This is a genomic window from Kitasatospora sp. NPDC034023, assembly GCF_055575795.1.
Genome location: NZ_JBVIRY010000042.1, coordinates 1 through 25681 on the forward strand (window position 1 = coordinate 1; position 25681 = coordinate 25681).

Annotated in this window: 25 protein-coding genes; 7 read left to right on the top strand and 18 right to left on the bottom strand. The window is 72.8% G+C overall.

Features of this window, described 5'->3' with window-relative positions; all coding sequences use genetic code 11:
* On the top strand, positions 1 to 405 hold a 405-nt coding region (locus tag ACZ52R_RS37040; RefSeq protein ID WP_465755000.1), incomplete at its 5' end, for an amidohydrolase family protein.
* A gap of 67 nt (positions 406 to 472) precedes the next feature.
* Here the strand turns inward: ACZ52R_RS37040 and ACZ52R_RS37045 are convergent.
* Together ACZ52R_RS37045 and ACZ52R_RS37050 are read right to left on the bottom strand one after the other, a co-directional pair.
* The gene (locus tag ACZ52R_RS37045) at positions 473 to 1480 is read right to left on the bottom strand and encodes a carbohydrate-binding protein (protein ID WP_465755001.1); all 1008 of its coding nucleotides are present in this window, start codon (positions 1478 to 1480) and stop codon (positions 473 to 475) included.
* A gap of 172 nt (positions 1481 to 1652) precedes the next feature.
* Positions 1653 to 3443 carry a GGDEF domain-containing protein gene (locus ACZ52R_RS37050; protein WP_360506772.1) on the bottom strand — a complete coding sequence of 597 codons (1791 nt, stop codon included), beginning with the start codon at positions 3441 to 3443 and terminating at the stop codon, positions 1653 to 1655.
* A gap of 371 nt (positions 3444 to 3814) precedes the next feature.
* Here ACZ52R_RS37050 and ACZ52R_RS37055 point away from each other — a divergent pair, with 371 nt between their 5' ends.
* Positions 3815 to 4342 carry a flavin reductase family protein gene (locus ACZ52R_RS37055; protein WP_360506774.1) on the top strand — a complete coding sequence of 176 codons (528 nt, stop codon included), beginning with the start codon at positions 3815 to 3817 and terminating at the stop codon, positions 4340 to 4342.
* A gap of 53 nt (positions 4343 to 4395) precedes the next feature.
* On the opposite strand, the gene arfB is transcribed toward ACZ52R_RS37055, so the two are convergent.
* Entirely contained in the window at positions 4396 to 4830 is a 435-nt protein-coding gene (arfB, locus tag ACZ52R_RS37060; protein ID WP_465665659.1) for an alternative ribosome rescue aminoacyl-tRNA hydrolase ArfB, read from the bottom strand.
* Between the two features lie 139 nt (positions 4831 to 4969).
* Between arfB and ACZ52R_RS37065 the strand changes: the two genes are divergently transcribed.
* Positions 4970 to 5467, top strand: a complete 498-nt coding sequence (locus ACZ52R_RS37065; protein ID WP_396290297.1) for a hypothetical protein — start codon at positions 4970 to 4972, stop codon at positions 5465 to 5467.
* Positions 5468 to 5612: 145 nt separating this feature from the next.
* Entirely contained in the window at positions 5613 to 6188 is a 576-nt protein-coding gene (locus ACZ52R_RS37070; RefSeq protein WP_465625532.1) for a TerD family protein, read from the top strand.
* Between the two features lie 116 nt (positions 6189 to 6304).
* Here ACZ52R_RS37070 and ACZ52R_RS37075 read toward each other — a convergent pair whose 3' ends face one another.
* From ACZ52R_RS37075 to ACZ52R_RS37105, 7 genes are all read right to left on the bottom strand, one after another.
* The gene (locus tag ACZ52R_RS37075; protein WP_465665072.1) at positions 6305 to 7510 is read right to left on the bottom strand and encodes a hypothetical protein; all 1206 of its coding nucleotides are present in this window, start codon (positions 7508 to 7510) and stop codon (positions 6305 to 6307) included.
* Positions 7511 to 7632: 122 nt separating this feature from the next.
* Positions 7633 to 8121 (bottom strand): DUF3180 domain-containing protein, encoded by a 489-nt coding sequence (locus ACZ52R_RS37080; RefSeq protein ID WP_360506788.1) that lies wholly within the window; start codon positions 8119 to 8121, stop codon positions 7633 to 7635.
* Between the two features lie 358 nt (positions 8122 to 8479).
* Positions 8480 to 9079 (bottom strand): 2-amino-4-hydroxy-6-hydroxymethyldihydropteridine diphosphokinase, encoded by a 600-nt coding sequence (folK, locus tag ACZ52R_RS37085; protein WP_360506791.1) that lies wholly within the window; start codon positions 9077 to 9079, stop codon positions 8480 to 8482.
* 40 nt (positions 9080 to 9119) lie between these two features.
* Positions 9120 to 9479, bottom strand: coding sequence for a dihydroneopterin aldolase (gene folB / locus ACZ52R_RS37090; protein ID WP_030059580.1), 360 nt, complete (start codon positions 9477 to 9479; stop codon positions 9120 to 9122).
* A 247-nt stretch (positions 9480 to 9726) separates the two neighbouring features.
* Complete coding sequence (locus ACZ52R_RS37095; RefSeq protein WP_360506794.1) at positions 9727 to 10206, bottom strand: nuclear transport factor 2 family protein; 480 nt, start codon at positions 10204 to 10206, stop codon at positions 9727 to 9729.
* Positions 10207 to 10234: 28 nt separating this feature from the next.
* On the bottom strand, positions 10235 to 11116 hold the full coding sequence (gene folP / locus ACZ52R_RS37100) for a dihydropteroate synthase (RefSeq protein ID WP_465625529.1): 882 nt from the start codon (positions 11114 to 11116) through the stop codon (positions 10235 to 10237).
* 99 nt (positions 11117 to 11215) lie between these two features.
* Positions 11216 to 13057 carry a phosphatidylglycerol lysyltransferase domain-containing protein gene (locus ACZ52R_RS37105; protein WP_465755002.1) on the bottom strand — a complete coding sequence of 614 codons (1842 nt, stop codon included), beginning with the start codon at positions 13055 to 13057 and terminating at the stop codon, positions 11216 to 11218.
* A 378-nt stretch (positions 13058 to 13435) separates the two neighbouring features.
* On the opposite strand from ACZ52R_RS37105, the gene ACZ52R_RS37110 reads away from it, so the two are divergent.
* Both ACZ52R_RS37110 and ACZ52R_RS37115 read left to right on the top strand, forming a co-directional pair.
* Positions 13436 to 14590, top strand: a complete 1155-nt coding sequence (locus tag ACZ52R_RS37110; RefSeq protein WP_465755003.1) for an alpha/beta hydrolase — start codon at positions 13436 to 13438, stop codon at positions 14588 to 14590.
* A 118-nt stretch (positions 14591 to 14708) separates the two neighbouring features.
* A complete protein-coding gene (locus ACZ52R_RS37115) occupies positions 14709 to 15497 on the top strand; it encodes a ferritin-like domain-containing protein (RefSeq protein ID WP_465755004.1) in 789 nt (262 codons plus the stop codon).
* 57 nt (positions 15498 to 15554) lie between these two features.
* Here ACZ52R_RS37115 and folE read toward each other — a convergent pair whose 3' ends face one another.
* The 6 genes from folE to dacB all read right to left on the bottom strand — a co-directional run bounded on the left by folE (position 15555) and on the right by dacB (position 23630).
* Complete coding sequence (folE, locus tag ACZ52R_RS37120; RefSeq protein WP_360506809.1) at positions 15555 to 16160, bottom strand: GTP cyclohydrolase I FolE; 606 nt, start codon at positions 16158 to 16160, stop codon at positions 15555 to 15557.
* A gap of 111 nt (positions 16161 to 16271) precedes the next feature.
* Positions 16272 to 18332 (bottom strand): ATP-dependent zinc metalloprotease FtsH, encoded by a 2061-nt coding sequence (gene ftsH, locus ACZ52R_RS37125; RefSeq protein ID WP_465625525.1) that lies wholly within the window; start codon positions 18330 to 18332, stop codon positions 16272 to 16274.
* Positions 18333 to 18560: 228 nt separating this feature from the next.
* Positions 18561 to 19115 (bottom strand): hypoxanthine phosphoribosyltransferase, encoded by a 555-nt coding sequence (gene hpt / locus ACZ52R_RS37130; protein WP_030059589.1) that lies wholly within the window; start codon positions 19113 to 19115, stop codon positions 18561 to 18563.
* 71 nt (positions 19116 to 19186) lie between these two features.
* The gene (gene tilS, locus ACZ52R_RS37135; protein ID WP_360506815.1) at positions 19187 to 20314 is read right to left on the bottom strand and encodes a tRNA lysidine(34) synthetase TilS; all 1128 of its coding nucleotides are present in this window, start codon (positions 20312 to 20314) and stop codon (positions 19187 to 19189) included.
* A gap of 283 nt (positions 20315 to 20597) precedes the next feature.
* Positions 20598 to 21770 carry a zinc-dependent metalloprotease gene (locus ACZ52R_RS37140; protein ID WP_465755005.1) on the bottom strand — a complete coding sequence of 391 codons (1173 nt, stop codon included), beginning with the start codon at positions 21768 to 21770 and terminating at the stop codon, positions 20598 to 20600.
* A 243-nt stretch (positions 21771 to 22013) separates the two neighbouring features.
* Positions 22014 to 23630: a D-alanyl-D-alanine carboxypeptidase/D-alanyl-D-alanine endopeptidase gene (dacB, locus tag ACZ52R_RS37145; protein WP_465625522.1), complete on the bottom strand. Its 1617-nt coding sequence runs from the start codon at positions 23628 to 23630 to the stop codon at positions 22014 to 22016.
* Between the two features lie 76 nt (positions 23631 to 23706).
* Here dacB and ACZ52R_RS37150 point away from each other — a divergent pair, with 76 nt between their 5' ends.
* Positions 23707 to 24198 carry an inorganic diphosphatase gene (locus ACZ52R_RS37150; RefSeq protein ID WP_188300447.1) on the top strand — a complete coding sequence of 164 codons (492 nt, stop codon included), beginning with the start codon at positions 23707 to 23709 and terminating at the stop codon, positions 24196 to 24198.
* Positions 24199 to 24340: 142 nt separating this feature from the next.
* Here ACZ52R_RS37150 and ACZ52R_RS37155 read toward each other — a convergent pair whose 3' ends face one another.
* Together ACZ52R_RS37155 and ACZ52R_RS37160 are read right to left on the bottom strand one after the other, a co-directional pair.
* Positions 24341 to 24550, bottom strand: a complete 210-nt coding sequence (locus ACZ52R_RS37155) for a dodecin (RefSeq protein ID WP_360506821.1) — start codon at positions 24548 to 24550, stop codon at positions 24341 to 24343.
* Between the two features lie 99 nt (positions 24551 to 24649).
* On the bottom strand, positions 24650 to 25609 hold the full coding sequence (locus tag ACZ52R_RS37160; RefSeq protein ID WP_465625521.1) for an asparaginase: 960 nt from the start codon (positions 25607 to 25609) through the stop codon (positions 24650 to 24652).
* Positions 25610 to 25681: the final 72 nt, after the last annotated feature.

Below are 25681 nucleotides of genomic sequence, written 5' to 3' on the forward strand. Positions count from 1 at the left end.
TACGGCACCGCCGGCCCCGCCCGCGTCGCCCTGATCACCGACGCCATGGGCGCCGCCGGCATGGGCGACGGCCTCTACCCCCTCGGCCCCCTCCAGGTCGAAGTCAAGGACGGCGTCGCCCGGCTGGTCGAGGGCGGCTCGATCGCCGGCTCGACCCTCACCCTGGACGTGGCGTTCAAGCGCTCGGTGACGGTCAACGGCCTGACCCTCCGCCAGGCCGTCGAGTCGCTGTCCGCCACCCCGGCCCGGCTGCTCGGCTTGAGCGACTCCATCGGCACGCTGGAGACCGGCAAGCTCGCCGACCTCGTCGTGGTCGACTCCGAGAGCCTCGACCTGGTCGCCGTGATGCGCCGCGGCCGCTGGGTCCTCGGCGGCGAGAGGTTCTCCACCGTCAAGCCCGCCTGAGCGACGCCGACGGCCGCCCTCCCCCGACGGGGACGGGCGGCCGTGGTGTGTCCTGCGGAAGGCCGGATCAGCCGTTGGGCTCGATGGTGATCTGGTCGATCAGGATGGGCCCGGAGGGCGCCGTGAAGGTGACCGAGTTCGCCCCGGCCTGGAACTGCGGGAGTATCCAGGTGGTGAACCAGTTCGACGACGGGTCCTTGCTGCCGGGCGCCCAGTTCTTGTACCCCAGCCCGCTCGGCCAGTCCTTGCCGTTCACCGAGGCCGCGCCCTGCACGAGCGCACCGGTGTTGTTGTAGCGCACGGTCAGCTTGTACGTCCCGGCCGTGGCGACCTCGCCGTTCCAGGTCACCGAGCCGCCCTGCTGGAGCGTCAGGTAGTTGCCGTCCGCCGACTTGGCGCCCTTGACGCTGTTGCCGGACGGCGCGTTCTGCCCCTGCAGCTGGCTCGCGTCCACGGTCGACGGGCCGGAGACGACGGTGGCGCTCGCCGAGGGGGAGCCGCTCGCGGTCGAGGCGGTCGGCCCCGGGGTGGTGGGGCCCGGCGGGGCGGTGGTGGCGGTGCCGCCCTTGGCGGTCTTGTCGCCGTCCGGGTCGCCCGTGGAGAGCGCTATCCCGGCGCCGATCGCGATGGCCGCGACCACCGCGACCGCGCCGATCACCGCGCCCTTGCTCCGGCCACTGCTCGGCCGCTCGTCCCCCGGCTGCGGCCGGGAGTGCTCGGCGTAGCGGGTCTGCTGGGTGGGCGCGGCGCCGTACTCGGGCTGCTGCGGCACGCCGGGCTGACCGTACGGGGCCTGCGGCTGACCGCCCGGGTACCCCTGCTGCGGCATACCCGGCTGGCCGTACGGCTGCTGCTGTTGCTGCTGCTGTGCTCGGGGCGGGTAGCCGTAGCCGTACTGTGCGCGCCCGACCTCCATCGGGCGGTTGTACGACGTCCGGGGAACCCCCTGCTGCGGCTCGGCCGGCTGCCCGGTGGAGCCGTCGGCCGGGCGGTAGAGGTAGCCGAACGGGTCGTCGTCCTGCGGGGCACCGCCCCCCTGGCCCTCGGGCACTCCGTTGCTGCCGGCGGTCGTCACGGTGGTCTGTTCCCCCATCCGGGTGCGCGCCGCCGGGCTGCGGCGCAGATCATGGACGCTGTCGTACCGGGCACCCTACCTGCCGTACCTGACAGCGGGAAAAGAACCCTTGACAACTCGCGGGTAACCCGGCACCCGGGCCGCGCGCGACCGGCGCCAACCGCGTGCGGTCTCAGCCCGCGCGCCGGTGCGAACGCTCGCCGCGCGCCCCGCGCACCGCCCCGCCGCGGGCGCGCTTCTCGTCGTACATCCGCTCGTCGGCGGTGTGCAGCACCTCCTCGATGCTCATCCCGCAGCCGGCCCAGCCGATCCCGAGACTCACCCCGACCCGCATCGCCCGCCCGTCGATCCGCATCGGCGGGATGATCGCGTTGCGCAGCCGGTGGGCGAGGTCCTTGCCCTCCTCCCGGCCGATGCCGTCGGCCAGCACCACGAACTCGTCGCCGCCGAGCCGGGCCACCGTGTCGCCGTCCCGGACGGCCTGGCTCAGCCGCCGGGCGACCTCGACCAGCACCGCGTCGCCCGCGTTGTGGCCGAACCGATCGTTGATCGACTTGAAGCCGTCCAGGTCGCAGAAGAGCACCGCGAGGCCCTTGTCGGACGCGGCCGCGCCGCCGGAGCGGAACGGGGCGGACCAGACGTCGCCGCCCGGCCCGTGGTCGGCCGGGACCACCGCGTGCACGTGCTCCCCGTAGCCCGGGCCGAGGCCGGGCGGCAGGCCGCCCTCGGGCAGCCCGTAGCCGTGCACCGCCGCAGCGTACGGGTCCGCGCCCTCCAGCCCGTCGTGGGCCGCGTGCGCGCTGTAGGAGTCGGCCGGGTAGCCGTACGGCGGCGGGTAGGCCGCCTCGGCCGGGCCGGCGGCGGCGCCGACCGGCTGCGGCTGGGAGCAGAGCCGGCGGGCCAGCCGGGCCTTGAGCTCGGCGCCGTTGGGCAGGCCGGTGAGCGCGTCGTGGCTGGCCCGGTGGGCGAGCTGGAACTCGTGCCGCTTGCGGTCCTCGATGTCCTCGACGTGGGTGAGCAGGAAGCTGGGCCCCTCGGCCGCGTCCGCCACGATCGAGTTGCGCAGGCAGACCCACTGGTAGCCGCCGTCGCGCCGGGACAGCCGCAGTTCCGCCCGGCCGCTCTCGGCGCTGGTGCGCTCCAGCAGGGCGCGGTCGTCGGGGTGGACGAGGTCGGCGAAGCTCTGCTGGCGCAGCACCGCGCGGGGGCGGCCGAGCAGCCGGCAGAGCGCGTCGTTGACCCGGGTCAGCTGGCCGCGCCCGGCGCCGTGCAGTTCGGTGATGGCCATCCCGCTGGGCGCGTACTCGAAGGCCTGGCGGAAGCTCTCCTCGCTGGCCCGCAGCGCCTGCTGCTCCTTCTCCAGGCGGGCCAGGGCGCGCTGCATCTCGGCCCGCAGCCGGGCGTTGCCGATCGCGATCGAGGCCTGCAGCGAGAACATCTCCAGGGCCTCGCGGGTCCAGGCCCCGGGCCGCTTGCCGCTGCGCGGGCGGTCCACCGAGAGGACGCCGAGCAGGTCGCCGCCGGCGCTGTACATCGGGGCGAGCAGCCCGTCGGCGGGGTGCCAGTCGTTGGCGTACACGGGCAGCGGACTGTCCCCGATCCAGCGCGGGATGTCGCTGGCGACGGCCCAGCCGCGGTCGTACGGCAGGAAGCGCAGGGTGCCCCAGTGGTCGCTGACGCCGAGCAGCCGGTCCCAGGACTCCCGGGAGCCGACCTGGCCGAGCAGCACGGAGGGGCCGCCCATCGGGCTCTCCTCCAGCTCCCAGACGGCCGCCACCACGAGGTCGCCGTCCGGGCGGACCAGACTGACCGCGGCGGCGTCGAAGCCGAGCCCGTGCACCGCGCCCTCGACGACGGCCTGCAGCGTGCCCGCGAGGCTGCGGGCAGCGTTGAGGTCCGCCACGACCCGGTGCAAGGTGCGGAGGGTCGCGAGACGGACGTACGGCTCCGACTCGGCTTCCATGCGGGGGCTCCCCGGCTGCTTCGGATAGTTCTTGATTGGTTATCGTCCGATTGCCAGAAGAACTGAATCACAGGGAGCACAGCGTTCGGCACGCTCGGTCAGCAATAGGCCGCCACTTGTGACTTAAATCACACGACACTAATGCGCCCTTAATCAGTTCATCCGCCCCATAGCTGGACATCAAGCGCTATCGGAACATTTCCCCTGGTCGACCGCATCGGCCGCCGACTGAAGCCGACTGCATCCGGCGGTCCGCCCGCTTCACTCCTGAGGGTGAGTCCGGATCGCGACCGCAACTCCGCCGGTGCGTCGCCGGTCCTACGACCAAGGCCCGATGCCGTTTCCCGCGGGTGACGACTACCGTGCGGTACGTGCACCCGTCCCCGCAGCCCGAAGCTGCCCCCCACGCCACGCCCGACGAGTTCCGGGCAGCACTCTCCCAGCTCGCCGCCGGCGTGAGCCTGGTGACCGTCCACGACCCGGAGGACGGCGAGGACATCGGCATGACCGCCACGTCCTTCCTCTCCGTGTCGCTGGAGCCGCCGCTGGTGCTGATCTCGGTCCGCGAGGACTCCCGGATGGACGAGGTGCTCTCCCGGATCGACACCTGGGCGGTCTCGGTACTGACCGAGGGACAGAGGACGATCGGCTCGCGCTTCGCCATGAAGGGCCGGCTCAGCGACCGGCTGCTGTTCGCGGACACCGCGCACCACCGCGGCCCGCGCACCGGCGCCCCGCTGGTCGAGGGCGCGCTGGCCACCGTCGAGTGCCGCACCGAACAGCGGATACCCGCGGGCGACCACACCCTGCTGCTCGGCCGCGTCCTGGAGGCCGTGGTGCCCGACCCCGGCGGCCGTCCGCTGCTCTACTTCCACGGCGGCTACCGCACCCTGGGCTGAGCTGCCGGCTCCTCGCCACCCCGGGCGGAGCCACTCGCCACCCTGGAGCGGAGCTACTCGCCGCCCCGCGGCGCCCGGCGGCCTTGCTTCACCTCGGAGCGCTGACGCTTGTTGGACAGCCGGCGCTCGACCATCCCCCGGCTCGGCTTCGTCGCCCGCCGGGACTTCGGCGGCGGCGCACACGCCTCGGTCAGCAGCGCCGACAGCCGGGCCGCGGCCGCCTCCCGGTTGCGCCACTGCGAGCGGAACTCCGAGGCCTGGACCACCAGCACCCGCCCGTCCACCAGCCGCCCGGCCAGCCGCTCCAGGGCACGCTCGCGCCACACCTCGGGCAGCGCCCGGGTGGAGGCCAGGTCGAAGCGCAGCTCGACCTTGGAGTCGGTGGTGTTGACGTGCTGGCCACCGGGGCCGGAGGAACGCGAGAAGCGCCAGACGAGTTCGGCGTCGGGGACGACCACCGACCCCCGTACGCGGATGGGCTCGGGCATGCGCCCATCATCCCGCGCCCGGCCCGCCCGGTCACGCAGTTATTCGCCCCCTCGCCTCCGGGGCGCTCGGACCCGACGTGGGCGGGGGCCGCTCGGGGCGGGGTGTGCCGGTTACCGCCACGCGCCCGGACCCCCGACAATGGCGTACGTGATCGAGCTCGGCTACTCCCTCTCCAACCGCTTCCCCGACCCCCCGCAGACGGACTACCGCACCGCGTCCGTGCACGCCCTGCGGTACGACCTGTTCTGCGGCGACGTCTACCTGGACGCCGAGGGCGCCGAGCTGTCCACCGCCTGGGGCTGGGTGCCGGTGCTCGACTTCGCCTGGGCGCTGTGCGACATCGCCGAGGAGCTGGACCGCGACCCGGACGGCAGCCGGGCCGCCCGGGTGCAGACCGCCGACCTCGACTTCACCCAGAACACCGAGCTGCTGCGCTTCGCCCGCCGTTTCAACTGGGTCGAGGTCACCGCGACCTGGCTGCCGGACGAGCCGCCGGCCGTGATCCGCCACAGCGACCTGCGGCGCGAGGCCCGGGACTTCCTCCAGGACACCCTCGCGGACCTGTTCGACATGCACCCCGACCTGGCCGACAACCCGAACGTCTGGTCGCTGCAGGGCCGGTTCCGCCGGATCTGATGCCTCTCTTTGCCCGGTCTTTGCCCCGGCATTCGCGCCCACGAAGAATTCACTGACCCTACGGAACCAAGCCGCCCCGGTATTGCGTTGTCCCGGGGAAATGCGCAAAGCGAAAGCGCAAGCGAACGAAGGGACAGCAATCGCCATGCCAGTGAGCCTCTCCAAGGGTGGCAACGTCTCGCTGACCAAGGAGGCCCCCGGCCTGTCCGCGGTCACCGTCGGCCTGGGCTGGGACGTCCGCACCACGACCGGCGCCGAATTCGACCTGGACGCCAGCGCGATCGTCCTGAACGCGGACGGCAAGGTGCTGTCCAACGCCCACTTCGTCTTCTTCAACAACACCAGCACGCCGGACAACACCGTCGTGCACACCGGTGACAACCGCACCGGCGAGGGCGCCGGCGACGACGAGTCGATCAACGTCAACCTGGCCGGCCTGCCCGCCGAGGCCGTCAAGATCACCTTCCCGGTCACCATCTACGACGGCACCGCCCGCGGCCAGAGCTTCGGCCAGGTCCGCAACGCCTACATCCGCGTGGTGAACGCCGCCGGCGGCGCCGAGATCGCCCGCTACGACCTCTCCGAGGACGCCGCCACCGAGACCGCGATGATCTTCGGCGAGCTCTACCGCAACGGCGCCGAGTGGAAGTTCCGCGCCGTCGGCCAGGGCTACGCCTCCGGCCTGGCGGGCATCGCCCAGGACTTCGGCGTCCAGATCTGACGCACCCCGCACAGATCTGACGCACCCCCCTGACAGATCTGCCGCACCCTGACAACGCCGCGGCGCGGGAAGTCGGTCCGTCCGACTTCCCGCGCCGCGGCTTTCGTCCACCCGTCTCAGCGCGAGGCGCGCAGCTCCGGCAGCTGGATCAGCTCGGTCTCGTCCTCCGGCGTCAGGTCCACCACGGTCGGCGCGCCCTGCTGCGACACGTTCTGCTGCGGCCGCTCGGCCTGCTGCGGCGCCCGCGCGTCGTCCCGCGCCACGGCCGGCTCCGCCGCCAGGGCCTCGGCCCGGGCCTTCGCGGCCACCGCCTCGTCACCCACCACGTCCGCCAGGTCGGTCCGCTCCCCCAGCTCGGCGACGCTGCCCACCGCCGGCGCCGGGGCCGTCGGGGCCGCCGGGCGGGCCGACGCACCCGCGCCGCGCCCGAAGAAGCTGAACCCCTGCCCGCGCGCCTGCCCGGACTGCGCCGGCCGCGGCCGCTGCCGCTCCGCCGGTGCGGGCGCAGCGGCCCGGACGGCCGGCGTCCCGCCGAGCTGACCGACCGTCGCCGTCAGCGCCGGGCGCACCGGGGCGGGCCGCACCGGCGGCTGGGCCTCCGCGGACCGGGCCTCCGGCGCCGGGGCCGGCGCGGGCACCGCGGGCGCCACCGGGGCGGGCACCGCGGGCGCCACCGGGGCGGGCACGGCCACCGGCACGGGCGCCGGCGCGGCCTGGGCAGCCGGGGCGGTACGCGCCCGCAGCGCGACCGCCGCGCCCGCCGTACGCGCCCGCCGTGCCTCCTGCTCCGCCGCACGGCGCTCCAGCAGCCGCAGCACGGCCGCCGCCCGCACGTACGCGGCCGGACTGGCCGGATACTTGGGACGGCTCGCGGCGAGGGCCCGCTGGGCCGCCTCGGCCTCCTTGAGCGCCTGCTCGGCCACCGTGACGGCCCGCTCCCGCAGCAGCCGGGCGATCTCAGTCTCGGCCTTCGCCAGCCGCGACTTCTCCGCTGTCAGCCGCCGCCCGAACCGGGTGGCCCGCTCCTCGGCGACCTCCGCCGCGTACTCGGCCTCTGCCAGCTGCTCCTCGAACCGCTCCTCGGCCCGCATCCGCTGCGCCGCGGACATCTCGGCGGCCGCCCGGGCCGCCTTGTCCCGCTGGCGCAGCAGCAGCGCGAAGCCGAGCGTCGCGATCAGCGCCGCGATGCCCACCGAGCGCACCAGGATGGTGTCCTGACTGAAGAGCAGAGCGGCCAGAGCGGCTACCAGCAGTACGCCGGCGGCGGTGGGGGGAAAGACCCGGCCGAGGACCGAGGAATGACGGTGGCGTCCGCGAGACATGCCAAGAAACTAGCGTGCGAATTGGGGCCCTGTCAGCCCAGGGTCCCCTTCTGCCCTTGACAGGGGGCGGTTTTTACCGCACGTGCCCGGATTCTCACTCAAGATCACGAGGAAGGCCCTGCTCAACGGTGGGACGCCGCCGGGCCGCTCGGACCGTCGTGGTTCTCCGGCAACTTGCAGACGTGCTGGACCCAGAGCGCCGCGGCGATCACCGCGGCCCCCGCCAGCACCGCGAACCCGGCCGTGACGGCCTGATCCTTGCGGGCCGACACGTCCAGTTCCCCTAGCAGGTAGATCCCGGCGCCCGCGTAGATGCCGGTGACCACCGCGGAGACCAGCGCACTGGCCTGCCCCAGCACGAGCGCCCGGGCCGCGAGCAGCGGGTCGACGCCCTTCGCGCCGTGCTGCCGCTCGCGCACCGCCTTCAGCCGGGACCGCAACGACAGCGCGGTCGCCAGCAGGATCACCGCCACCGCCGCCAGCACCACCGGCGCCGCACCCGGCACCGCCGGCAGCGTGCCCAGGGAGGCCCACAGCTTGGAGCCGGCCCAGGACAGCGCCGTCGTGGCGGCGGTGATGCCGATCAGCAGGCGGAGGCGAAGCAGCTTCACTCGGAGGAGGTCCTTCCCGGGGTACCAGAGCCGGCCGCCCGCCCGGTGACCCGACGCGGCGGCGCCAGGCCACCGTACCGGGCCCAGCCGGGCGGACACCCGCGCGAACAGCGGACACCTACTGGTACGGCCGGGCCCCCGATCGAGTTCCGCTGTTGCTCGCCCAGTCGCCAACTCGCCCGCTCGCCAACTCGCCCGCTCGCCTCCGAGACGCTCCGACCCGGCGCCGACGGTCGTCGCTCCAAGCCCCTCGTCCCTCGGGCCCCCTCGCTTCTCCCTTTCGACACCGGCGCGCCCCTTCGGCTCGGGGCGGGGAACTCGCCTCCGAGACGCTCCGGGCTGGGTGGCGCCCCGAGGCCTACTCCGGCAGCGTCAGCCGGATGTCCTCGCGGCGCTTGACGCCCTGCGCGTCCGGGCCGCCGAGGCCCGCCAGCAGCGCGTCGACCCGCCCGTGCCCGGGCAGCTCGGCCTCCGGCTGCGCGTCCAGCCAGGGGGCGAGCACGAAGGCCCGCTCGTGCGAGCGCGGGTGCGGCAGCAGCAGCTGGGGGTCGTCGCTGAGCTCGCCCTCGTAGGCCAGGATGTCGACGTCCAGGGTGCGCGGGCCCCAGTGGACGGTCCGCACCCGCCCGAAGGCGTCCTCGATCGCGTTGCCGCGCTCCAGCAGGTCCCGCGGGGGAAGCGAGGTGCGCAGCACGACGACCGCGTTGTAGTAGTTGGGCTGCTCCTCGGGGCCGCCGACGGCCTCGGTCTCGTAGACCGCCGAGACGGCCTTGATCCGCAGCCCCGGGGTGTCGGCGAGCGCGTCGACGGCGCCCTGCAGGGTGTCCAGCCGGTTGCCCAGGTTGCTGCCGAGCGCGATCACCGCGCAGCGCTGGCTGTGCAGGGTGGTGTCGGCGGAGTCCACCCGGCTCTCCAGGTCGAACGCGTTCGGCGTGGCGGTCGGGTCGCTGGTGCTCATCGATAGTCCTCTACATCGAGTGCCGGGCGCGCAGCGGCAGTCATGCGCGGCCCCGGTGGATGGTCACGGTCACGTCGTCGAACGGCACGGTGATCGGGGCGTCCGGCTTGTGCACGGTGACCTCGACCTCCTCGACCGCTTCGTGCTTGAGGCACTGGTCGGCGATGCGCTGGGCCAGGGTCTCGATCAGGTCGACCGGTTCCCCGGCGATGATCGCGGTGACCTCCTCGGCCACGATGCCGTAGTGCGCCGTGCGGGTGAGGTCGTCTCCGGACGCGGCGGGGCGGGTGTCCAGGTACAGCACGAGGTCGACCACGAAGGTCTGGCCCTCGACGCGCTCGCGCTCGAAGACGCCGTGGTGGCCCCGGGCACGCAGCCCCCGCAGGGTGACGCGGTCCAGCAAACGAATCACTGCTCCCAGTCGGACGGGCCCCGCCCGGAGAAAGGCATGGACGGGCAGGGCGAAGGCAGGCAGCACGCCCGCCACTCCGTTTCGAATCTACCCGCGAGCACGGACAACGCCTGACCGTCCTACCCGGCGCGAAACGACGCCACGCGCGCCGGAATGGCGATTGACGTGAACGTTCGGTGACCGCTCGGGAATTCCCGGGCGGTGTCCCGCCACGACATTTCCGCAGCCGTCGGAATCAGTCCTCGTCGTCCTCGTCACCGCTGGTCAGAACGGGTGAACCGTGGTGCGACCAGAGCTTCCACCCGGCCGGGGTACGGCGGAACAGATTCGTCGACACGACCTTTCCGCCGACCAGCGGTCCGAGCTCGCCCTCCTCCTCCGCCTCGCCGCCGGACAGAATGTTCTCGGTGCACGTGACAAGGGCCACATCACCGTGGACCTCGGCCTCGACATCGGTCAGGAAGAACTGGATGTACTCCGTGTTCATCATGATCAACATGTACGAACGGGTCACCTGCGCCCGGCCGCGCAGCACCGGCCAGCCGGGGTGCACACAGACCACCCCGCCCTTGTCGTCGGCGTCCGCGGCGCCCAGCCAGGCCTCCTCGACCGCCTCCAGGTCCCCCCGTTCCAGCGCCTCGTAGAGCCTTCGGTTCGCCGCCAGCACGGCCTCCAGGTCCGCCTCGCGGGCCCGCCCGGCCGTTCCGCCGCTCAACCTGCCGTCACCTGTCACAGACCCTCCCTCACCCCAGCCGCGCCGCGCGCTGCCAGGCCGCGACCACCCGGACGGCGTCCGCCGTGCCGGACACGTCGTGCACCCGCACCGCCCAGGCTCCGGCCTGGGCCGACAGCACCGACACCGCGGCCGTCGCGTCGTCGCGCTCCCGGGCCGGGCGCAGTTCCCCGGTTGCCGGGTCGGCGAGCAGCGTACCCAGGAACCGCTTGCGCGAAGCGGCCACGAGGACGGGACGGCCGAGCGCGGTGAGCGCGTCGAGCCGGCCGAGCAGCGCCCAGTTGTGCTCGGCGGTCTTGGCGAAGCCGAGCCCCGGGTCGAGGATCAGCTGGTCCTCCTTGACCCCGGCCGCCAGCAGCGCGTCCACCCGGCCGGCCAGCTCGGCGACCACGTCCCGCACCACGTCGCCGTAGACGGCCAGCCGGTCCATGTCGGCGGACTGCCCGCGCCAGTGCATCACCACGAAGGGCGCGCCGGTCTCGGCGACCACCCGGGCCATCGCCGGGTCGGCCAGCCCGCCGGAGACGTCGTTGACGATCGCGGCACCGGCCTCGACGGCCCGCTCGGCGACCGAGGCGCGCATGGTGTCGACGGAGACCATCACCCCGGCGTCGGCGAGCTCGCGCACCACCGGGATCACCCGGCGCAGCTCCTCCTCCTCGGGCACCCGCTGCGAGCCCGGCCGGGTGGACTCTCCGCCGACGTCCACCAGGTCCGCGCCGCGGGCCCGCAGGGCGAGCCCGTGGGCGATCGCCTTGGCGGGGTCGTGCCAGAGCCCGCCGTCCGAGAAGGAGTCGGGCGTGACGTTGACCACGCCCATCACGGCGCAGCGCTCGAGTCGCGGCAGACCGGCCGGAAGCGAGAAGGACGGCGAATTGCTCATGCCCCCCATTATCGAACAGGGCCGTTGTCGCACGAGGCCCCCGCCGGGGATTCCCGGCGGGGGCCTCGTGCGGCGGCCTCGGCGCCCTCAGGCGGCCTGCGTGGTACCTCAGGCGGCCTCGGTGACCCCGCGGGTCGACGGGACCGGCATCAGGCCCTCGCGCTGGCGCTTGCGGCCGAAGCGCGGCATGCCGAGGGTGATGAAGGCCTCCGCCTGCATCGCTGCGAAGCCGATCCGCGGCAGGTCCCGGGTGTTCGGGAAGACCAGGAAGCGCGGCTCCCACTCGGGCTGGAACTTGGCGTTGAACTTGTACAGCGACTCGATCTGGAACCAGCGCGACAGGAACACCAGCAGTCCGCGCCAGGCGCGCAGCACCGGGCCGGCGCCGATCCGCTCGCCGCGGGCCAGCGCCGAGCGGAACATCGCGAAGTTGAGCGACACGCGGCGGACGCCCATCGCGGGCACCGCCTGCAGCGCGGCGACGATCAGCAGCTCGTTCAGGCCCGGGTCGGCGGCGCGGTCGCGGCGCATCAGCTCCAGCGAGATGCCGTCCGGCCCCCAGGGCACGAAGTGCAGCACGGCCTTCAGGTCGTCGCCGCTCTCGCCCTCCTCGGGGTCCTTGTGGGCGGTGACCACCACGCAGTCGTCGTCCAGCGGGTCGCCGAAGCGGCCCAGCGCCATCGAGAAGCCGCGCTCGGTGTCCGTGCCGCGCCAGCGGGCGGCGGCGTCGGCGATCCGGTACTTCTCCTCCGCGGTGAGGTCGGAGACCCGGCGCACCTTGCAGGAGTAGCCGTTGCGCTCGATGCGCTTGACCATCTGGCGGACGTTGCGCATGGCCCGGCCGGCGAGCGAGAAGGTGCCGGTGTCGACGATCGCCTCGTCGCCCAGCTCCAGCGCGTCCAGGCCCGCCTCGCGGGTCCAGACCTCGCCGCCGACCTCGCTGCAGCCCATCACGGCGGGCACCCAGGCGTGCTCGCGGGCCTCGGCCATGAACACCTTGATCGCGCCCGGCCAGGCCTCGACGTCGCCGACCGGGTCGCCGGAGGCGAGCATCACGCCGGAGACCACCCGGTAGGAGATCGCGGCCTTGCCGGTGGGGGAGAACAGCACGCTCTTGTCGCGGCGCAGCGCGAAGTAGCCGAGCGAGTCGCGCTCGCCGTGCCGCGCCAGCAGCTCGCGGACCTTCTCCTCGTCCTCGGCGGTGAGCTCGGGCTTCGGCTTGCCCGGGCGCAGCGCCAGGTAGGCCGTGGTGAAGGCGGTCAGCAGCCCGAGCCCGCCGAGCAGGTAGGCGACCAGGTCGGACATCCGGATGTTGGTGTAGCGGATCGGGCCCTCGAAGCCGAACAGCCCGTACCCGACGTGCTGAAGGCGCTCGATCAGGCCCGGGTGGCCGATCTCGTACTTGGTCCGGGTGCTCACGATCAGCAGGCCGAGCAGCACGCTGAGGACGCCCATGACGACCAGGTTGACCACCGCCCGCCAGCGGGTGCGCGGGTCGGCCTTGGCGTAGAACTCGCGCTGGTGGACCAGCATCACGGCGAGGACGACCAGCGAGACGACCGCCGGGCCGATCTGGTGCCAGCGCACGATGTGCAGCGCGGCGCTGAGCGGCAGCAGCACGCAGACCACCCGCCAGGCCCGCCGCTTGCGCCGGCGCAGCGCGTGGGCGAGCGGCACCAGCAGGATGCCGACCATCAGCGTGCCGACCGCGGCCAGGCTGGTGGTGCCGCCCGGCAGCTGCCCGGCGAAGGAGTGCATCTTGGTGTGCCTGAGCTTGGGGAACACCGCGCTGGCGATGTTGACCAGCCCGATCAGCAGACAGGCGTAGCCGACCGCCCCCGGGAGCCAGGCCCTCGGAACAGCGGCCGCCTGGGAACGCAGCGTCTGCAGGCCACGGCGACGGCGCGGCGGCTGCTCGGGGCTCGGCTCAACGGACACGGGAACGCTCATGGAAGCTCAGCGTAGAGGCTGCGGGGCGGTGTCCGGTCCCTCCGGGGGAGGACGCGTGATGGACCTTCATGCCTATTCCTTCATCAGGCAATGCGCATACCAAGGACCCGGAAACGGTCGGTAAACCGGGGCCGTGGACGCGCTGCGGGTTGAGCCGGCGGTGGGAGCCGGGGGGCCGCCGCAGCGTGGCACGGCAGGACCCTCCGGGACGCGATACGTACGGTGGACGCCGCATTCTAGGGCGCCGGTTGCCTGCGACTCCCCCCGCCCTTCCGGCTCCGGCCCGGGCGTCCGGACAGCCTAGCTGCGGTGGCCCGACCTGACGGACCGCCAGACGATGAAGCCTGCCCGACAGTGTCCCACCGGAAGGCCGACCACATGGAACTGACCAGCGACGCGCTGGTGAACTCGCTGCTCGCACTCGGCGCAGCGGCCCTGGTCACCACCCTGTGGATCTGGCCCCGGCTGGCACGGCAGCGCCCGCTTCCGGTGCTCGGCCGGCTCGGCCTGCTGACAGTCGTTCAAGCCTCGATCGTGGCCGTGCTCGCGCTGTCGGTGAACAACTCCTTCGGGTTCTACACGTCCTGGAACGACCTGCTCGGCCACAGCGGCGCCAAGCTCGCGCTGACCAGTAACGAGAACCACGAGGGCGGCACCCCGGTCGCCGACGCGCTGATCCAGCCCACCAACGAGGGCGGCCTGGAGACCGTCACCAACCTGCCGAAGGGCACGCCCGAGGAGGTCGGCAAGATCGAGTCGGTCCAGGTCAGCGGCAAGGAGACGGGTTTCTCCGACCAGATGTTCGTCTACCTGCCGCCCGAGTACTTCGACCCGAAGTTCGCCCTGGTCCGCTTCCCCGTCCTGCTGGCCATCGCCGGCTACCCGGGCACGGCGCTGAACCTGGTCAAGGACCTGTCCCTCCCCCAGACCGCGTACGAGCTGCAGCGCTCCGGCAAGATGCCGCCGACCGTCCTGGTGATGGTCCGCCCGGGGGTGGTCCCGTCCCGGGACACCGAGTGCGTGGACGTCCCCGGCGGGCCGCGCACCGAGTCCTGGTTCGCCAAGGACGTGCCCGAGGCCGTCCTCGGCACCTACCGGGTCGGCCGCACGGCCGGCTCCTGGGCCACCTTCGGCTACTCCACCGGGGGCAGCTGCGCGCTGCGCCTGGCGATGCGCTTCCCGAACGTCTTCGGCAGCGCGACCAGCCTGCACGGCGACTTCACCGTGCGCCAGGACGGCTACACCGGCGGCGACCTCTTCAACGGCGACAAGGCGCTGACCCAGCAGCACGACCTCGGCTGGCGGCTGCAGAACCTGCCGGTGCCGACGCTCAACCTGCTGGTGGTCTCCACCCGCAAGGAGTCGGACTATCCGCAGACCGTCCAGTTCGTCGACCAGGCCACCCGGGTCGCGGCGGCCAACCCGCAGTTCAAGGTCGAGTCGCTCTACCTGGACGACGGCGGGCACAACGTCGACAGCTGGATCAAGGAGCTGCCGGCCTCGCTCGAATGGCTGGGCACGCACCTCGGCTAACGCGTGGGAGTGATTACCCGCCGGTCGGCCCGGTCGGCCCGCGGCTCGGGGGAACGTATCGCGGCCGTCCGCCCGCCGCTCCCGGCGGGCGCCGCCCCGGATCCGCACAGGAGGCGCCGTGCTGAGCACCCGCTCGCTCTTCAACGAGATCTACCGGAACGACCAGGCGTACCAGCTGTTCTGCAGCATCGCGGCCGGCGGCGAGGACCAGGGCGGCTGGGAGAACGAGCGGATCACCGCGCTCACCCGGGATCCGGTCCTCGCCCCGAAGGTCGCCCGGCACGGCGCCGACGAGCGCAAGCACGGCCGGATCTTCACCCGGCTGCTGACCAAGCGCGGCCTGCCCAAGGTGGCGGTCCCGGAGGAGGCCGACTACTGCATGCTGCTGGAGCGCCAGGGCATCGGCCTCTCCCACGAACGGCTGAACAGCGACGTCCCGCTGACCGACCGCGAGATCATCACCTACCTCGCGCACAGCCGGGTCACCGAGCAGCGCGCCGCCGAGCAGATGCGCCAGCTGGTCAAGGTGTACGGGGACAACCCCGAGCTCGGCCGGGCGATGCGGATGATCTCCGCCGACGAGGACAACCACCTCGCGTACTGCCACGAGGAGCTGCTGCGGCTGCGGGCCGAGGGCCACGGCCCGTACATCCGGCACACCCTGGAGACCAGCGCCCGGGGCGAGATCCGCACCCACCGGGACGTCGGCCTCGCGGTCACCGCCCGGATGGCCCGGATCCTGCGCTGGCCGCGCTGGCAGCTGGCCCTGGTCACCCTCGGGGTGCACGCGCTCTACCTGTACGACCGCGCCTACGGCTGGCGCCGGATGGTCACGCTACGGATGCCCCAGCGCCGCAACGCACTGGGCACCCCGGCTCCGCAGCACGCGGAGCACGAGGTGCCCTGAGTCGTTTCGCTACCGACCGATGCCCCTGCCGGCCGATGGCCCTATCGACAGATGCCCCTATCGACCGATGATGAGGCTCATCGCCTCGGCCCGGGTGGCCGGGTCGCGCAGCTGGCCGCGCACGCATGAAGTGATCGTCTTGGCGCCGGGCTTGCGGATGCCGCGCATCGACATGCACATGTGCTCGCACTCGATCACCACGATCGCCCCGCGCGGCTCCAGGATCCGCATCAGCGCGTCGGCCACCTGGCTGGTCAACCGTTCCTGCACCTGCGGCCGGCGGGCGTAGACGTCGACCAGCCGAGCGAGCTTGGACAGCCCGGTGATCTTGCCGCTCGGGGACGGGATGTACCCGACGTGCGCCACACCGCGGAACGGCACCAGGTGGTGCTCGCAGACCGAGGTCAGCTCGATGTCCTTGACCAGCACCATCTCGTCGTGGCCGAGGTCGAAGGTGGTGGTGAGGACGTCCTCGGGCTCCTGCCAGAGGCCCGCGAATATCTCCTTGTAGGCACGCGCCACCCGGGCCGGGGTCTCCAGCAGGCCTTCGCGGTCCGGGTCCTCCCCCACGGCCAGCAGCAGCTCGCGGATGGCGTTCTCGGCCCGCTTCTGGTCGAAGGTCCCGACGGCGGGCGGACCGTCGAGCGTCACCGGGTCGATCATGCGGGCCTCGCTTACATATGGGAAGACTCTGGCTGAACAGCACGGATGCCGCGCCTCCAGGGTACAAACCCTGGTGACGCGGCATCCATTCCCTTCCCTACGGGACCGGGATCAGCTCTCGGCCGACGGCTCGGCGGCCGGCAGCGGCGGAAGCTTCACGACGTCCACCGGAGCGGTGTCCCCCACGGCGGCGGCGGCACCGTTGGTGAGCGCCAGCTCCTTCGGGGACTGCACCGGCGGCCGGGTGGACGGCGTGCGGCGGGTGGAACCCGTCCAGGCCGGCCGGGCCGGGCGCTTGACGATCGGCGCGAAGATCTCGGCGATCTGCTCCTTGTTCAGGGTCTCCTTCTCGAGGAGCTCCAGCACCAGGTTGTCGAGCACGTCGCGGTTCTCGACCAGGATCTCCCAGGCCTCGTTGTGCGCGCTCTCGATGAGCTTCTTGACCTCTTCGTCGACCAGCGCGGCGACCTCTTCCGAGTAGTCGCGCTGGTGGCCCATCTCACGGCCCAGGAACGGCTCCGCGTTGTCGGAGCCGAACTTGATCGCGCCCAGACGCTCGGTCATGCCGTACTGGGTGACCATGGCCCGCGCCGTGGCGGTGGCCTTCTCGATGTCGTTCGAGGCGCCGGTGGTCGGGTCGTGGAAGACCAGCTCCTCCGCCGCACGCCCGCCCAGCATGTAGGCCAGCTGGTCGAGCATCTCGTTGCGGGTGGTGGAGTACTTGTCCTCCTCCGGCAGCACCATGGTGTAGCCGAGGGCCCGGCCGCGGGACAGGATGGTGATCTTGTGCACCGGGTCGCTGTACTGGCAGGCCGCCGCGACCAGGGCGTGACCGCCCTCGTGGTACGCGGTGATCTTCTTCTCCTTGTCGGACATGATCCGCGTGCGCTTCTGCGGACCCGCCACGACGCGGTCGATCGCCTCGTCCAGGATGTTGTTGTCGATCAGCTTCTTGTCCGAACGGGCGGTCAGCAGCGCCGCCTCGTTGAGGACGTTCGACAGGTCGGCGCCGGTGAAGCCGGGGGTGCGCTTGGCGACGGCCGACAGGTCGACGTCGGGCGCGATCGGCTTGCCCTTCTGGTGCACCTTGAGGATGTCCAGCCGGCCCTGGAGGTCGGGACGCTCCACCGCGATCTGGCGGTCGAAGCGGCCCGGGCGCAGCAGCGCCGGGTCCAGGATGTCGGGGCGGTTGGTCGCGGCGATCAGGATCACGCCGCCCTTGACGTCGAAGCCGTCCATCTCGACCAGCAGCTGGTTGAGGGTCTGCTCGCGCTCGTCGTGGCCGCCGCCGAGGCCCGCACCGCGGTGCCGGCCCACGGCGTCGATCTCGTCGACGAAGACGATCGCCGGGGCGTTCGCCTTGGCCTGCTCGAAGAGGTCGCGGACGCGGCTGGCGCCGACACCCACGAACATCTCGACGAAGTCCGAGCCGGAGATGGAGTAGAACGGCACCCCGGCCTCGCCCGCGACGGCACGCGCCAGCAGGGTCTTGCCGGTACCGGGCGGGCCGTAGAGCAGCACACCCTTGGGGATCTTGGCGCCGACGGCCTGGAACTTGGCCGGCTCCTGCAGGAACTCCTTGATCTCGTGGAGCTCCTCGACCGCCTCGTCGGCGCCCGCGACGTCGGAGAAGGTGGTCTTCGGGGTGTCCTTGGTGAGCAGCTTGGCCTTGGACTTGCCGAACTGCATGACGCGGGAGCCGCCGCCCTGCATCTGGTTCATCAGGAACAGGAAGACCAGGACGATGATCACGATCGGCAGCATCGACAGCAGCAGGCTGACGAAGGTGCTCTGCTTCTCCGGGCTGACGGTGTAGCCCTCGGCGAGCGTGCTCGAGTCCTTGTCGTTGATCTGGGCCTGAAGCTTGTCGGCGATCGCGACACCCTGGTCGCCGATGTACGAGGCCTGGAACTTGGCACCGGACGGGGTCTTGCCCGTACCGGCGTTGGGCAGCGTTGCGCCGTCCTTCAGCTGGATCTTGATCGTGTTCGAGTCACCGGTGGTGATCTGCGCCGACTTGACGTTGTGCGCGTCGATCGCTGCGACGACCTGACCGGTGTCCACCGTCTTGTAGCCGTTCGAGTCCGAAACGACCTGCATCAACACGATGACGGCGAGGACGGCCAGCACGATCCACATGATCGGCGCACGGAAGTATCGCTTGACGTCCATCCATGCGGGGCGTTGCCGCCCCGTCCCTCCTGCCACTCAACGGCGCCGCGTGGCTGTGGGCCGCCGGCGCATCCGAATTGGTGCTCATGTGAAGAGCGGTTTAATGGACCGTACCGCAGTCGGACCCACCCATGGCGGGAGCACGGCGACACGGCTGTTGTTCTTTGTCCCCCCGGTCCAACGGGCGGGAACGGCCTACTGTTCCCGCCCATAGCCCGAACGGCGCTCTCAGCCGCCGTAGACGTGCGGAGCGAGGGTGCCGATGAAGGGGAGGTTACGCAGCTTCTCCGCGTAGTCCAGGCCGTAGCCGACCACGAACTCGTTCGGAATGTCGAAGCCGACGTACTTCACGTCGATCTCGACCTTGGCCGCGTCCGGCTTGCGCAGCAGGGTGCAGACCTCGAGCGAGGCCGGGCCGCGCGAACCCAGGTTGCCCAGCAGCCAGGACAGCGTCAGGCCGGAGTCGATGATGTCCTCGACGATCAGGACGTCACGGCCGGCGATGTCGGTGTCCAGGTCCTTCAGGATCCGCACCACGCCGGAGGACTTGGTGCCCATCCCGTAGGACGAGACGGCCATCCAGTCCATGGTGACCTGCGAGTGCAGGGCCCGGGCCAGGTCGGCCATGACCATCACGGCACCCTTGAGGACGCCGACGATCAGCAGATCCTTGCCTGCGTAGTCCCGGTCGATACGCTCTGCCAGCTCGAGGAGCTTGGCATCGATCTCGTCCTTGCTGATGAGCACCTTCGCGAGGTCAGCGCCCATGTCGTTCTGGTCCACCGGGGATACGTCCTCAAACGTTCGGGGTCTGTGTGGCCGGCGGCCGGCTGCCCCGAGGCATGCCCAGCCCGTCAGTCGCCCTGCCGCCGAAAGACCAGCGTGCCACACCTGCGGGTGGCCTCGACGCCCCCGGGTAGGTGCAGCGGCCCCTGGCCGCGCCATCCGGTGACCAGCAGGTCGATCGTCTCCAGGTGCCGGGCGAACAGGTCCCCGGCCGGACAGCCCGCGCGCAGCGCGGCCCGGCGCAGCACCCGACGGCGCACGGCCGACGGCAGTTCGGCCAGTTTCACGGCGTCCAGGGCGCCCTCGCCCGTACGGAGGTCGCGTTCCGCCAAAGAGGCCCACTGGTCGAGGGCGTCGGCATCGTCGCGGAACAGCCGGGCGGTACGGGCCAGCGCCTCGACCACGCCGCCGCCCAGGTGCTTCTCCAGCACCGGCAGCACCTCGTGGCGGACCCGGGAGCGGGTGTAGGCGGGATCACAGTTGTGCGGGTCGTCCCAGACCGGGATCGACTGGGCGGAACAGGCCTGCCGGGTGGCAGCCCGGTCCAGTTCCAGCAGCGGACGGCGGTAGCGGCCCTTCTGGGCCGGCATCCCGGCCAGCGAACGGGCGCCCGAACCGCGGGCCAGGCCCAGCAGCACGGTCTCGGCCTGGTCGTCCCGGGTGTGGCCGAGCAGCACGGCGATGGCGCCGTGGCGCTCGGCGGCCTCGTCCAGGGCCGCGTAGCGGGCGTCCCGGGCGGCCGCCTCCGGGCCGCCGGCGCGGCCGACGCGCACCGGGACCGCCTCGACCGGGTCGAGGCCGAGCGAGCGCAGCCGGTCGGCCACCTGGTCGGCGCGCTCGGCGGAGCCGGGCTGCAGGCCGTGGTCGACGGTGACGGCGCCGACCCGCAGGCCGATCTTGGGGGCCTCGAAGGCGGCGGCGATGGCCAGCGCCATCGAGTCCGCGCCGCCGCTGACGGCGACCAGGACCAGCGGCGAACCGGGCGCGGCCGGGGTGCGGGGCAGTCCGGACGGGTGGCGCGCGGCGTTGCCGATCAGGGTGGTGCCGACGGCGGCACCCACCAGCGGCGCACCGGCGGGGCGCTCGCGGGGCTGGCGCACCGGCGCGGTGAAGGTGGAACCGGCCTCGGCGGCGAGGTCGGAGAGCGTGCGGCGAACGGCCAGGCGTATCGCGGCGACGGCGGGGTGAGGGCCCACGGCGGACGACTCCTCGACAGGGGGGACAGGACTGCGGCGGGCGGCGGGAACCGCACACCATCTGTGATCGCCCTGTTACCGGGCGCTCACAGATGGTGGCAGAAAGGAGCGACCCGCTACGCCACCCGCGCCACCGGTACGACCACCGTCCCACGTTCGGGTGAATGAAGAAACGCTTCTTCACTCGCCATTTGCCCGATTGGACCACTCGTACGAGCGGGTTTGACCGCCGCGCGCCGCTTGCCGCCCGGCTCGCGGCGCGTCCGCGTCACGCTGCGGCCGCTCAGCGGGCCACCCGGGCCACCCACGCGGCCGGGTCGTGGATCTCATCCTTGGTCGGCAGGGTGTTCGGGGAGGTCCACACCCGGTTGAACCCCTCCATGCCGACCTGCTCCACCACCCCGCGCACGAACACCGCGCCGTCCTGGTACTGGCGCAGCTTGGCGTCCATGCCCAGCAGCCGGCGCAGCAGCAGGTCCAGGCGGTTCGCACCGCGGTCCCGGCGCTGCTGGAACTTCTCCCGGATCTCCGCGACCGTCGGCACCACGGCCGGGCCCACGCCGTCCATCACCACGTCCGCGTGGCCCTCCAGCAGCGACATCACGGCCGTCAACCGGCCGAGGATCTCGCGCTGCGCGGGCGACTGGACGATCTCCAGCAGATTCGACGAGGACGAACCCTCCCGGCCGCCGACACCCGGCAGCCCGCCGAGCGAACCCGCCGCCTCCCGCAACCGGTCCAGCAGCGCGCCCGGGTCGACGTCCGTCTCCGCGAGGAAGGCCTGCACCTCGGACTGGATGTGGTCACGCAGCCACGGCACCGCCGTGAACTGCGTCCGGTGCGTCTCCTCGTGCAGACAGACCCAGAGCCGGAAGTCGGACGGATCGACGTCCAGCTCCCGCTCGACGTGCACGATGTTCGGCGCCACCAGTAGCAGCCGGCCCGGCCCGGGGCCCTCCGGCCCCAGCCGCGGCTTGTCGAACAACGCCGCCGGACTGTCCGGCGCCTCCAGCGAAGGCTCCGCCGGGGCGAAGGTCTCGTACTGGCCCAGCACCTTGGTCGCCAGGAACGCCAGCAGCGCCCCGACCTCGATGCCGGTCGCCTTCTCCCCCACCGTGCCGAGCATCCCGGCCGCCGCGCTGTTCGCCCGGCGCGCCTGCAACTTCTCCACCAGCGGCTGGACCACCGTACGGAAGCCCGCCACATTGGCCCGCACCCACCCGGGGCGGTCCACCACCAGCACCGGCGTCGCCGCGGCCTGGGCCAGGCTCGACGACCGCATACCGGTGAACGCCCGTACGTGCTCCTCCGCCGCCAAGGCGTGCCGGCGCAGCTCGGCGACCACCGCCGCCGCCTCCGCCCGGCTCACCTCCGGCCCCGGCCGGACCAGCCTGGTCGCAGTTGCGACCGCGAGGTTCCAGTCGACCATGTCAGCACCGCCACTCGCGCTCGTCATGCCCTCACCGTACGTGCTGCCCCCCACCAACGGCAGCCACCCGCACGGAACACCTCTCCCCCGGCATCCCGCGAAACGACCTCCCCGCACCGGCCCCGACCCCACCGGCACCCCGCGACACGGCTTCCCCGCATCGTCGCCGTCCACACCGGCACCCCAACTCCGCTGCGGCCGGGGACCCGTGGCGCTCCAGCGGCAGCCGCGGATGCCGGACCGGCCACGGCGGCGCCGGGGACGGCCGGGTCAGTGGCAGCCGCAGCCGGCGAGGCGGGCGGCGATGCGGTCCATGGCGGCGCGGGCCGTGTCGGCGGGGGCGGGGGTGCGGGTCATGACGGCGAAGACGAGGAGGCGGCCGTCGGCGTCGACGACGGTGCCGGCGAGGGTGTTGACGCCGCTGAGGGTGCCGGTCTTGGCGCGGATCAGGCCGGCCGCGTCGGCGGCGCCGGAGCCGGCGCCGTAGCGCTTGCCGAGGGTGCCGGTGAAGCCGGCGACCGGGAGGCCGGTGAGGACCGGGCGCAGGGCGGGGTGCTGCTCGGAGGCGGCCAGGCAGAGGAGGCGGACCAGGACGGCGGGCGGGATCGCATTGCCCAGGTGCAGGCCGCTGCCGTCGTTGAGGACCACGTCACCCGTCGGCACGCCGAGCCGGGTGAGCTCCTGGGTGACGGCGGCGGCCGCCCCCTCGAAGCTGGCCGACTGGTGGGCGGCGAGGGCGGCCTGGCGGGCGACCGCCTCGGCGAGCTGGTTGTCGGAGGTGGTCAGCAGGCGCTCGACCAGCCGGTCGATCGTGGGCGAGTCGACCCGGCCGAGGACGGGCGCGTCGGCGGCGGCCGGGGCGGCGGCGGGCGTGGCCTTGCCCTCCACGGTGACGCCCTGGGCCTTGAGCAGGGCGGCGAAGGCCTCGGCGGCCGCGCCGGCCGGGTCGGCGACGCGGTTCGGCGCGTCGTCCCGGCTCTTCGGGTCCACCTTGGCCTCGTCCAGCATCAGCGGGACGACCAGGGCGATGTTCTGCCCGTCGTGGTTCCTGTGCCGCGGGTCGCCCGCGTACATCGACAGGTCGTAGTCCAGCTTGACCGTGGTGGTGCCGGCGGCCGCGAGGGCGGCGGCGGTCTGCCGGGCCAGGGCGTCCAGGGAGGCGGGGGCGGTGTCGGCGTCGGCGGGCTGTCCGCCGATCTGCACCTGGTCGGCGGGCAGCGCGGTGAGCGTCGGGTCGCCGCCGCCGACCAGGGTGATCGTGCCCGGGTCGGCGCCGCGGACCACCCTGGTGCTCAGCCGGGTGTCGCCGGGGATCAGGGACAGGGCCGCGATCGAGGTGGCCAGTTTGGTGGTGGAGGCGGGGGTGGCCGGGGTGTTCTCCCCGGAGCCGTACAGGAGTCGGCCGGCGGCAGCGTCCGCGACGGCGAAGGTGACATCGCCGAGGTTGCGGTCGGCGAGAGCGGCGACGAGGGCCTGCTGGAGGCCCTGGGTGGTGGGGACGGCGGCTTCCGGGCCGTCCTCGGCGGCGGCCAGGACGGCGCCCGGCGCGGGGACCGGGCGTGCGGCGGGCGAGTCGCTGCCGCCGGTGGCGGTCGGGGCGGCGGCGGGCGGCCCGGACCGGCGGGTGGGCGTGGCGTTCGGGCTGTCACCCGGCTTGGGCGTGGCGACGCCCTTCCCGTGGTCGTCCTTCTTGGCGTCGTGGCCGTCCCGGCCGCCGTCGCGGTCGTCGCCCTCGCCGTGCCCGGTGCTGTGCCCGCCCGGGGTCGGGGATGGCTGCGCATACGCACCATCCGGGGTCAGCACCGTTCCGGCGACCAGCAGCGCCACGCCGAGCAGCCCCGCGGCCGTCCCCCTGCGGCGGCGAGCCGCCCCTCCCCCAGCTCCCACCGACCGGCCCCTTTCCGAAGCACTCACTCCCGTAGGAGACACTTGGATTCTGTCAGTCCCTACCTTGGAGGAACCGTTGGAGTTCGACGTCCTTATCGAAATCCCTAAGGGCTCTCGTAACAAGTACGAGGTCGACCACGAGACCGGTCGTCTGCGGCTCGACCGGATGCTCTTCACCTCGACCCGCTACCCGGCCGACTACGGCTACGTCGAGGGCACGCTCGGCGAGGACGGCGACCCGCTGGACGCCCTGGTCATCCTGGACGAGCCGACCTTCCCGGGCTGCCTCATCAAGTGCCGCGCCATCGGCATGTTCCACATGACCGACGAGGCCGGCGGCGACGACAAGCTGCTCTGCGTCCCGGCGACCGACCCGCGCTGGGAGCACCTGCGCGACATCCACCACGTGTCGGAGTTCGACCGCCTGGAGATCCAGCACTTCTTCGAGGTCTACAAGGACCTGGAGCCCGGCAAGTCCGTCGAGGGCGCCGACTGGGTCGGCCGCGCCGAGGCCGAGGCCGAGGTCACCGCTTCGATCAAGCGCCTGGCGGAGCAGGGCGGCCACTGAGCCGTCGTTCCGATCTCGTTCGATCAGGGTGGTTCGAGGTAGGTCGGGACAGCCTGGGGCCGGGGTTCGCGGATTCGTCCGCGGGCCCCGGCCTCTGTCGTGCGGCGGTCCCTTCGTGCAGCGACCTCTGTCGTGCAGCCGGTCAGTCCTCCAGCCGGAAGCCGAGCTTGATGCAGACCTGGTAGTGCTTGATCCGGCCGTCCTCCAGATGCCCCCGGACCTGCGACACCTCGAACCAGTCGAGGTTGCGCAGCGTCCGGGCCGCCCGCTCCACCCCGTTGCGGATCGCGGCGTCGACGCTCTCGGTCGAGGACCCGACGATCTCGGTCACCCGGTACACATGGTCGGTCATGGCGGACTCCCTCAGCTGTGCGACGGCCCCCGGTCCACCGTGCACCGCCCCCGCGCCGACCGCACCCCGAGCAACGGCCGGCGGCCGCCCGACGAGGGCCTAGAACACCGCCCGCACCTGCCCGACCGGTGCGCCACCGCCGAGCAGGGGGACCGTGCCGATCCGCTCGACGGTCTCGTCCGCTCCGGTCACCCCGAGCCGGCGCAGGGCGGCCGCCAGGACCGGGCCGCGGGCGCGCTCGCCGCCGTCGTCGATCTTGAAGGCCAGCGCCCGCCCGTCCGGCAGCGCCACGACCTGGACGGCCTCGGCGCCCATCTTGGACAGTGCGCCCGGGATCGCCCGCATCAGCCAGGTGTCGGCCCGGCGGGTGCCGGCCACGTACTCGGGGTGGGCGCGCATCGCGTCGGCCACCCGGCGCGGCGCGGTCGCCGTGGCGGCCAGCACCAGGCCGCGGTAGCCGCGGGCCAGGCCGGTCAGGGTGACGGCAAGCAGCGGGGCTCCGCAGCCGTCGACGCCGGCGTGCGCGGGGGTCTCGCCGGTGCCCTCCTCCAGGGCCTCGCGGGCCAGCCGCTGGATCGGGTGGGCGGGGTCGAGGTAGCTCGCGGTGTCCCAGCCGTTGGCCACGCAGGCGGCGAGCCAGCCGGCGTGCTTGCCGGAGCAGTCCATCAGGATCGGGGCGCGGTGGCCGCCGGAGCCGAGCAGCAGCTCGGCCTCGGTCTCGTCCAGCGGCAGGTCGGCCGGGGTGCGCAGGGCCGCCTCGTCGAGCCCGGCGGAGCCGAGGATGGCCCGCACACCGGCGAGGTGAAACGATTCTGCGGAGTGACTGGAGGCCGCCAGCGCCAGCAGCTCGCCCTCCAACGCCAGCCCGGCCCGCAGCGTGGCCACCGCCTGGAACGGCTTGGCGGTCGACCGCGGGAAGACCGGCGCGTCCGGATCGCCCAGCGCGAACTCGACCGAGCCGTCGGCGGCGAGCAGCACCAGGGAACCGTGGTGGTGGCCCTCGACGAAGCCGGATCGTATGACCTCGGCGAGCACGGGCACGGTGGCGAGCTGGGACATCGGGGTTGAGCCTTCCGGGGCGAGGGTGAGCCGGGAACGAACCCGGGCCCACACCCGCCCGCAGCGACTCAC

Excerpts from the sequence above, each read along its gene's own strand:
- ACZ52R_RS37050 (WP_360506772.1), bottom strand. The coding sequence starts at position 3,443 with ATGGAAGCCGAGTCGGAGCCGTACGTCCGTCTCGCGACCCTCCGCACC.
- arfB (WP_465665659.1), bottom strand. The coding sequence starts at position 4,830 with ATGCCCGAGCCCATCCGCGTACGGGGGTCGGTGGTCGTCCCCGACGCC.
- ACZ52R_RS37065 (WP_396290297.1), top strand. The coding sequence starts at position 4,970 with ATGGCGTACGTGATCGAGCTCGGCTACTCCCTCTCCAACCGCTTCCCC.
- ACZ52R_RS37070 (WP_465625532.1), top strand. The coding sequence starts at position 5,613 with ATGCCAGTGAGCCTCTCCAAGGGTGGCAACGTCTCGCTGACCAAGGAG.
- ACZ52R_RS37075 (WP_465665072.1), bottom strand. The coding sequence starts at position 7,510 with ATGTCTCGCGGACGCCACCGTCATTCCTCGGTCCTCGGCCGGGTCTTT.
- folK (WP_360506791.1), bottom strand. The coding sequence starts at position 9,079 with ATGAGCACCAGCGACCCGACCGCCACGCCGAACGCGTTCGACCTGGAG.
- folP (WP_465625529.1), bottom strand. The coding sequence starts at position 11,116 with ATGGGGGGCATGAGCAATTCGCCGTCCTTCTCGCTTCCGGCCGGTCTG.
- ACZ52R_RS37105 (WP_465755002.1), bottom strand. The coding sequence starts at position 13,057 with ATGAGCGTTCCCGTGTCCGTTGAGCCGAGCCCCGAGCAGCCGCCGCGC.
- ACZ52R_RS37110 (WP_465755003.1), top strand. The coding sequence starts at position 13,436 with ATGGAACTGACCAGCGACGCGCTGGTGAACTCGCTGCTCGCACTCGGC.
- folE (WP_360506809.1), bottom strand. The coding sequence starts at position 16,160 with ATGATCGACCCGGTGACGCTCGACGGTCCGCCCGCCGTCGGGACCTTC.
- ftsH (WP_465625525.1), bottom strand. The coding sequence starts at position 18,332 with ATGGACGTCAAGCGATACTTCCGTGCGCCGATCATGTGGATCGTGCTG.
- ACZ52R_RS37140 (WP_465755005.1), bottom strand. The coding sequence starts at position 21,770 with ATGACGAGCGCGAGTGGCGGTGCTGACATGGTCGACTGGAACCTCGCG.
- ACZ52R_RS37155 (WP_360506821.1), bottom strand. The coding sequence starts at position 24,550 with ATGACCGACCATGTGTACCGGGTGACCGAGATCGTCGGGTCCTCGACC.
- ACZ52R_RS37160 (WP_465625521.1), bottom strand. The coding sequence starts at position 25,609 with ATGTCCCAGCTCGCCACCGTGCCCGTGCTCGCCGAGGTCATACGATCC.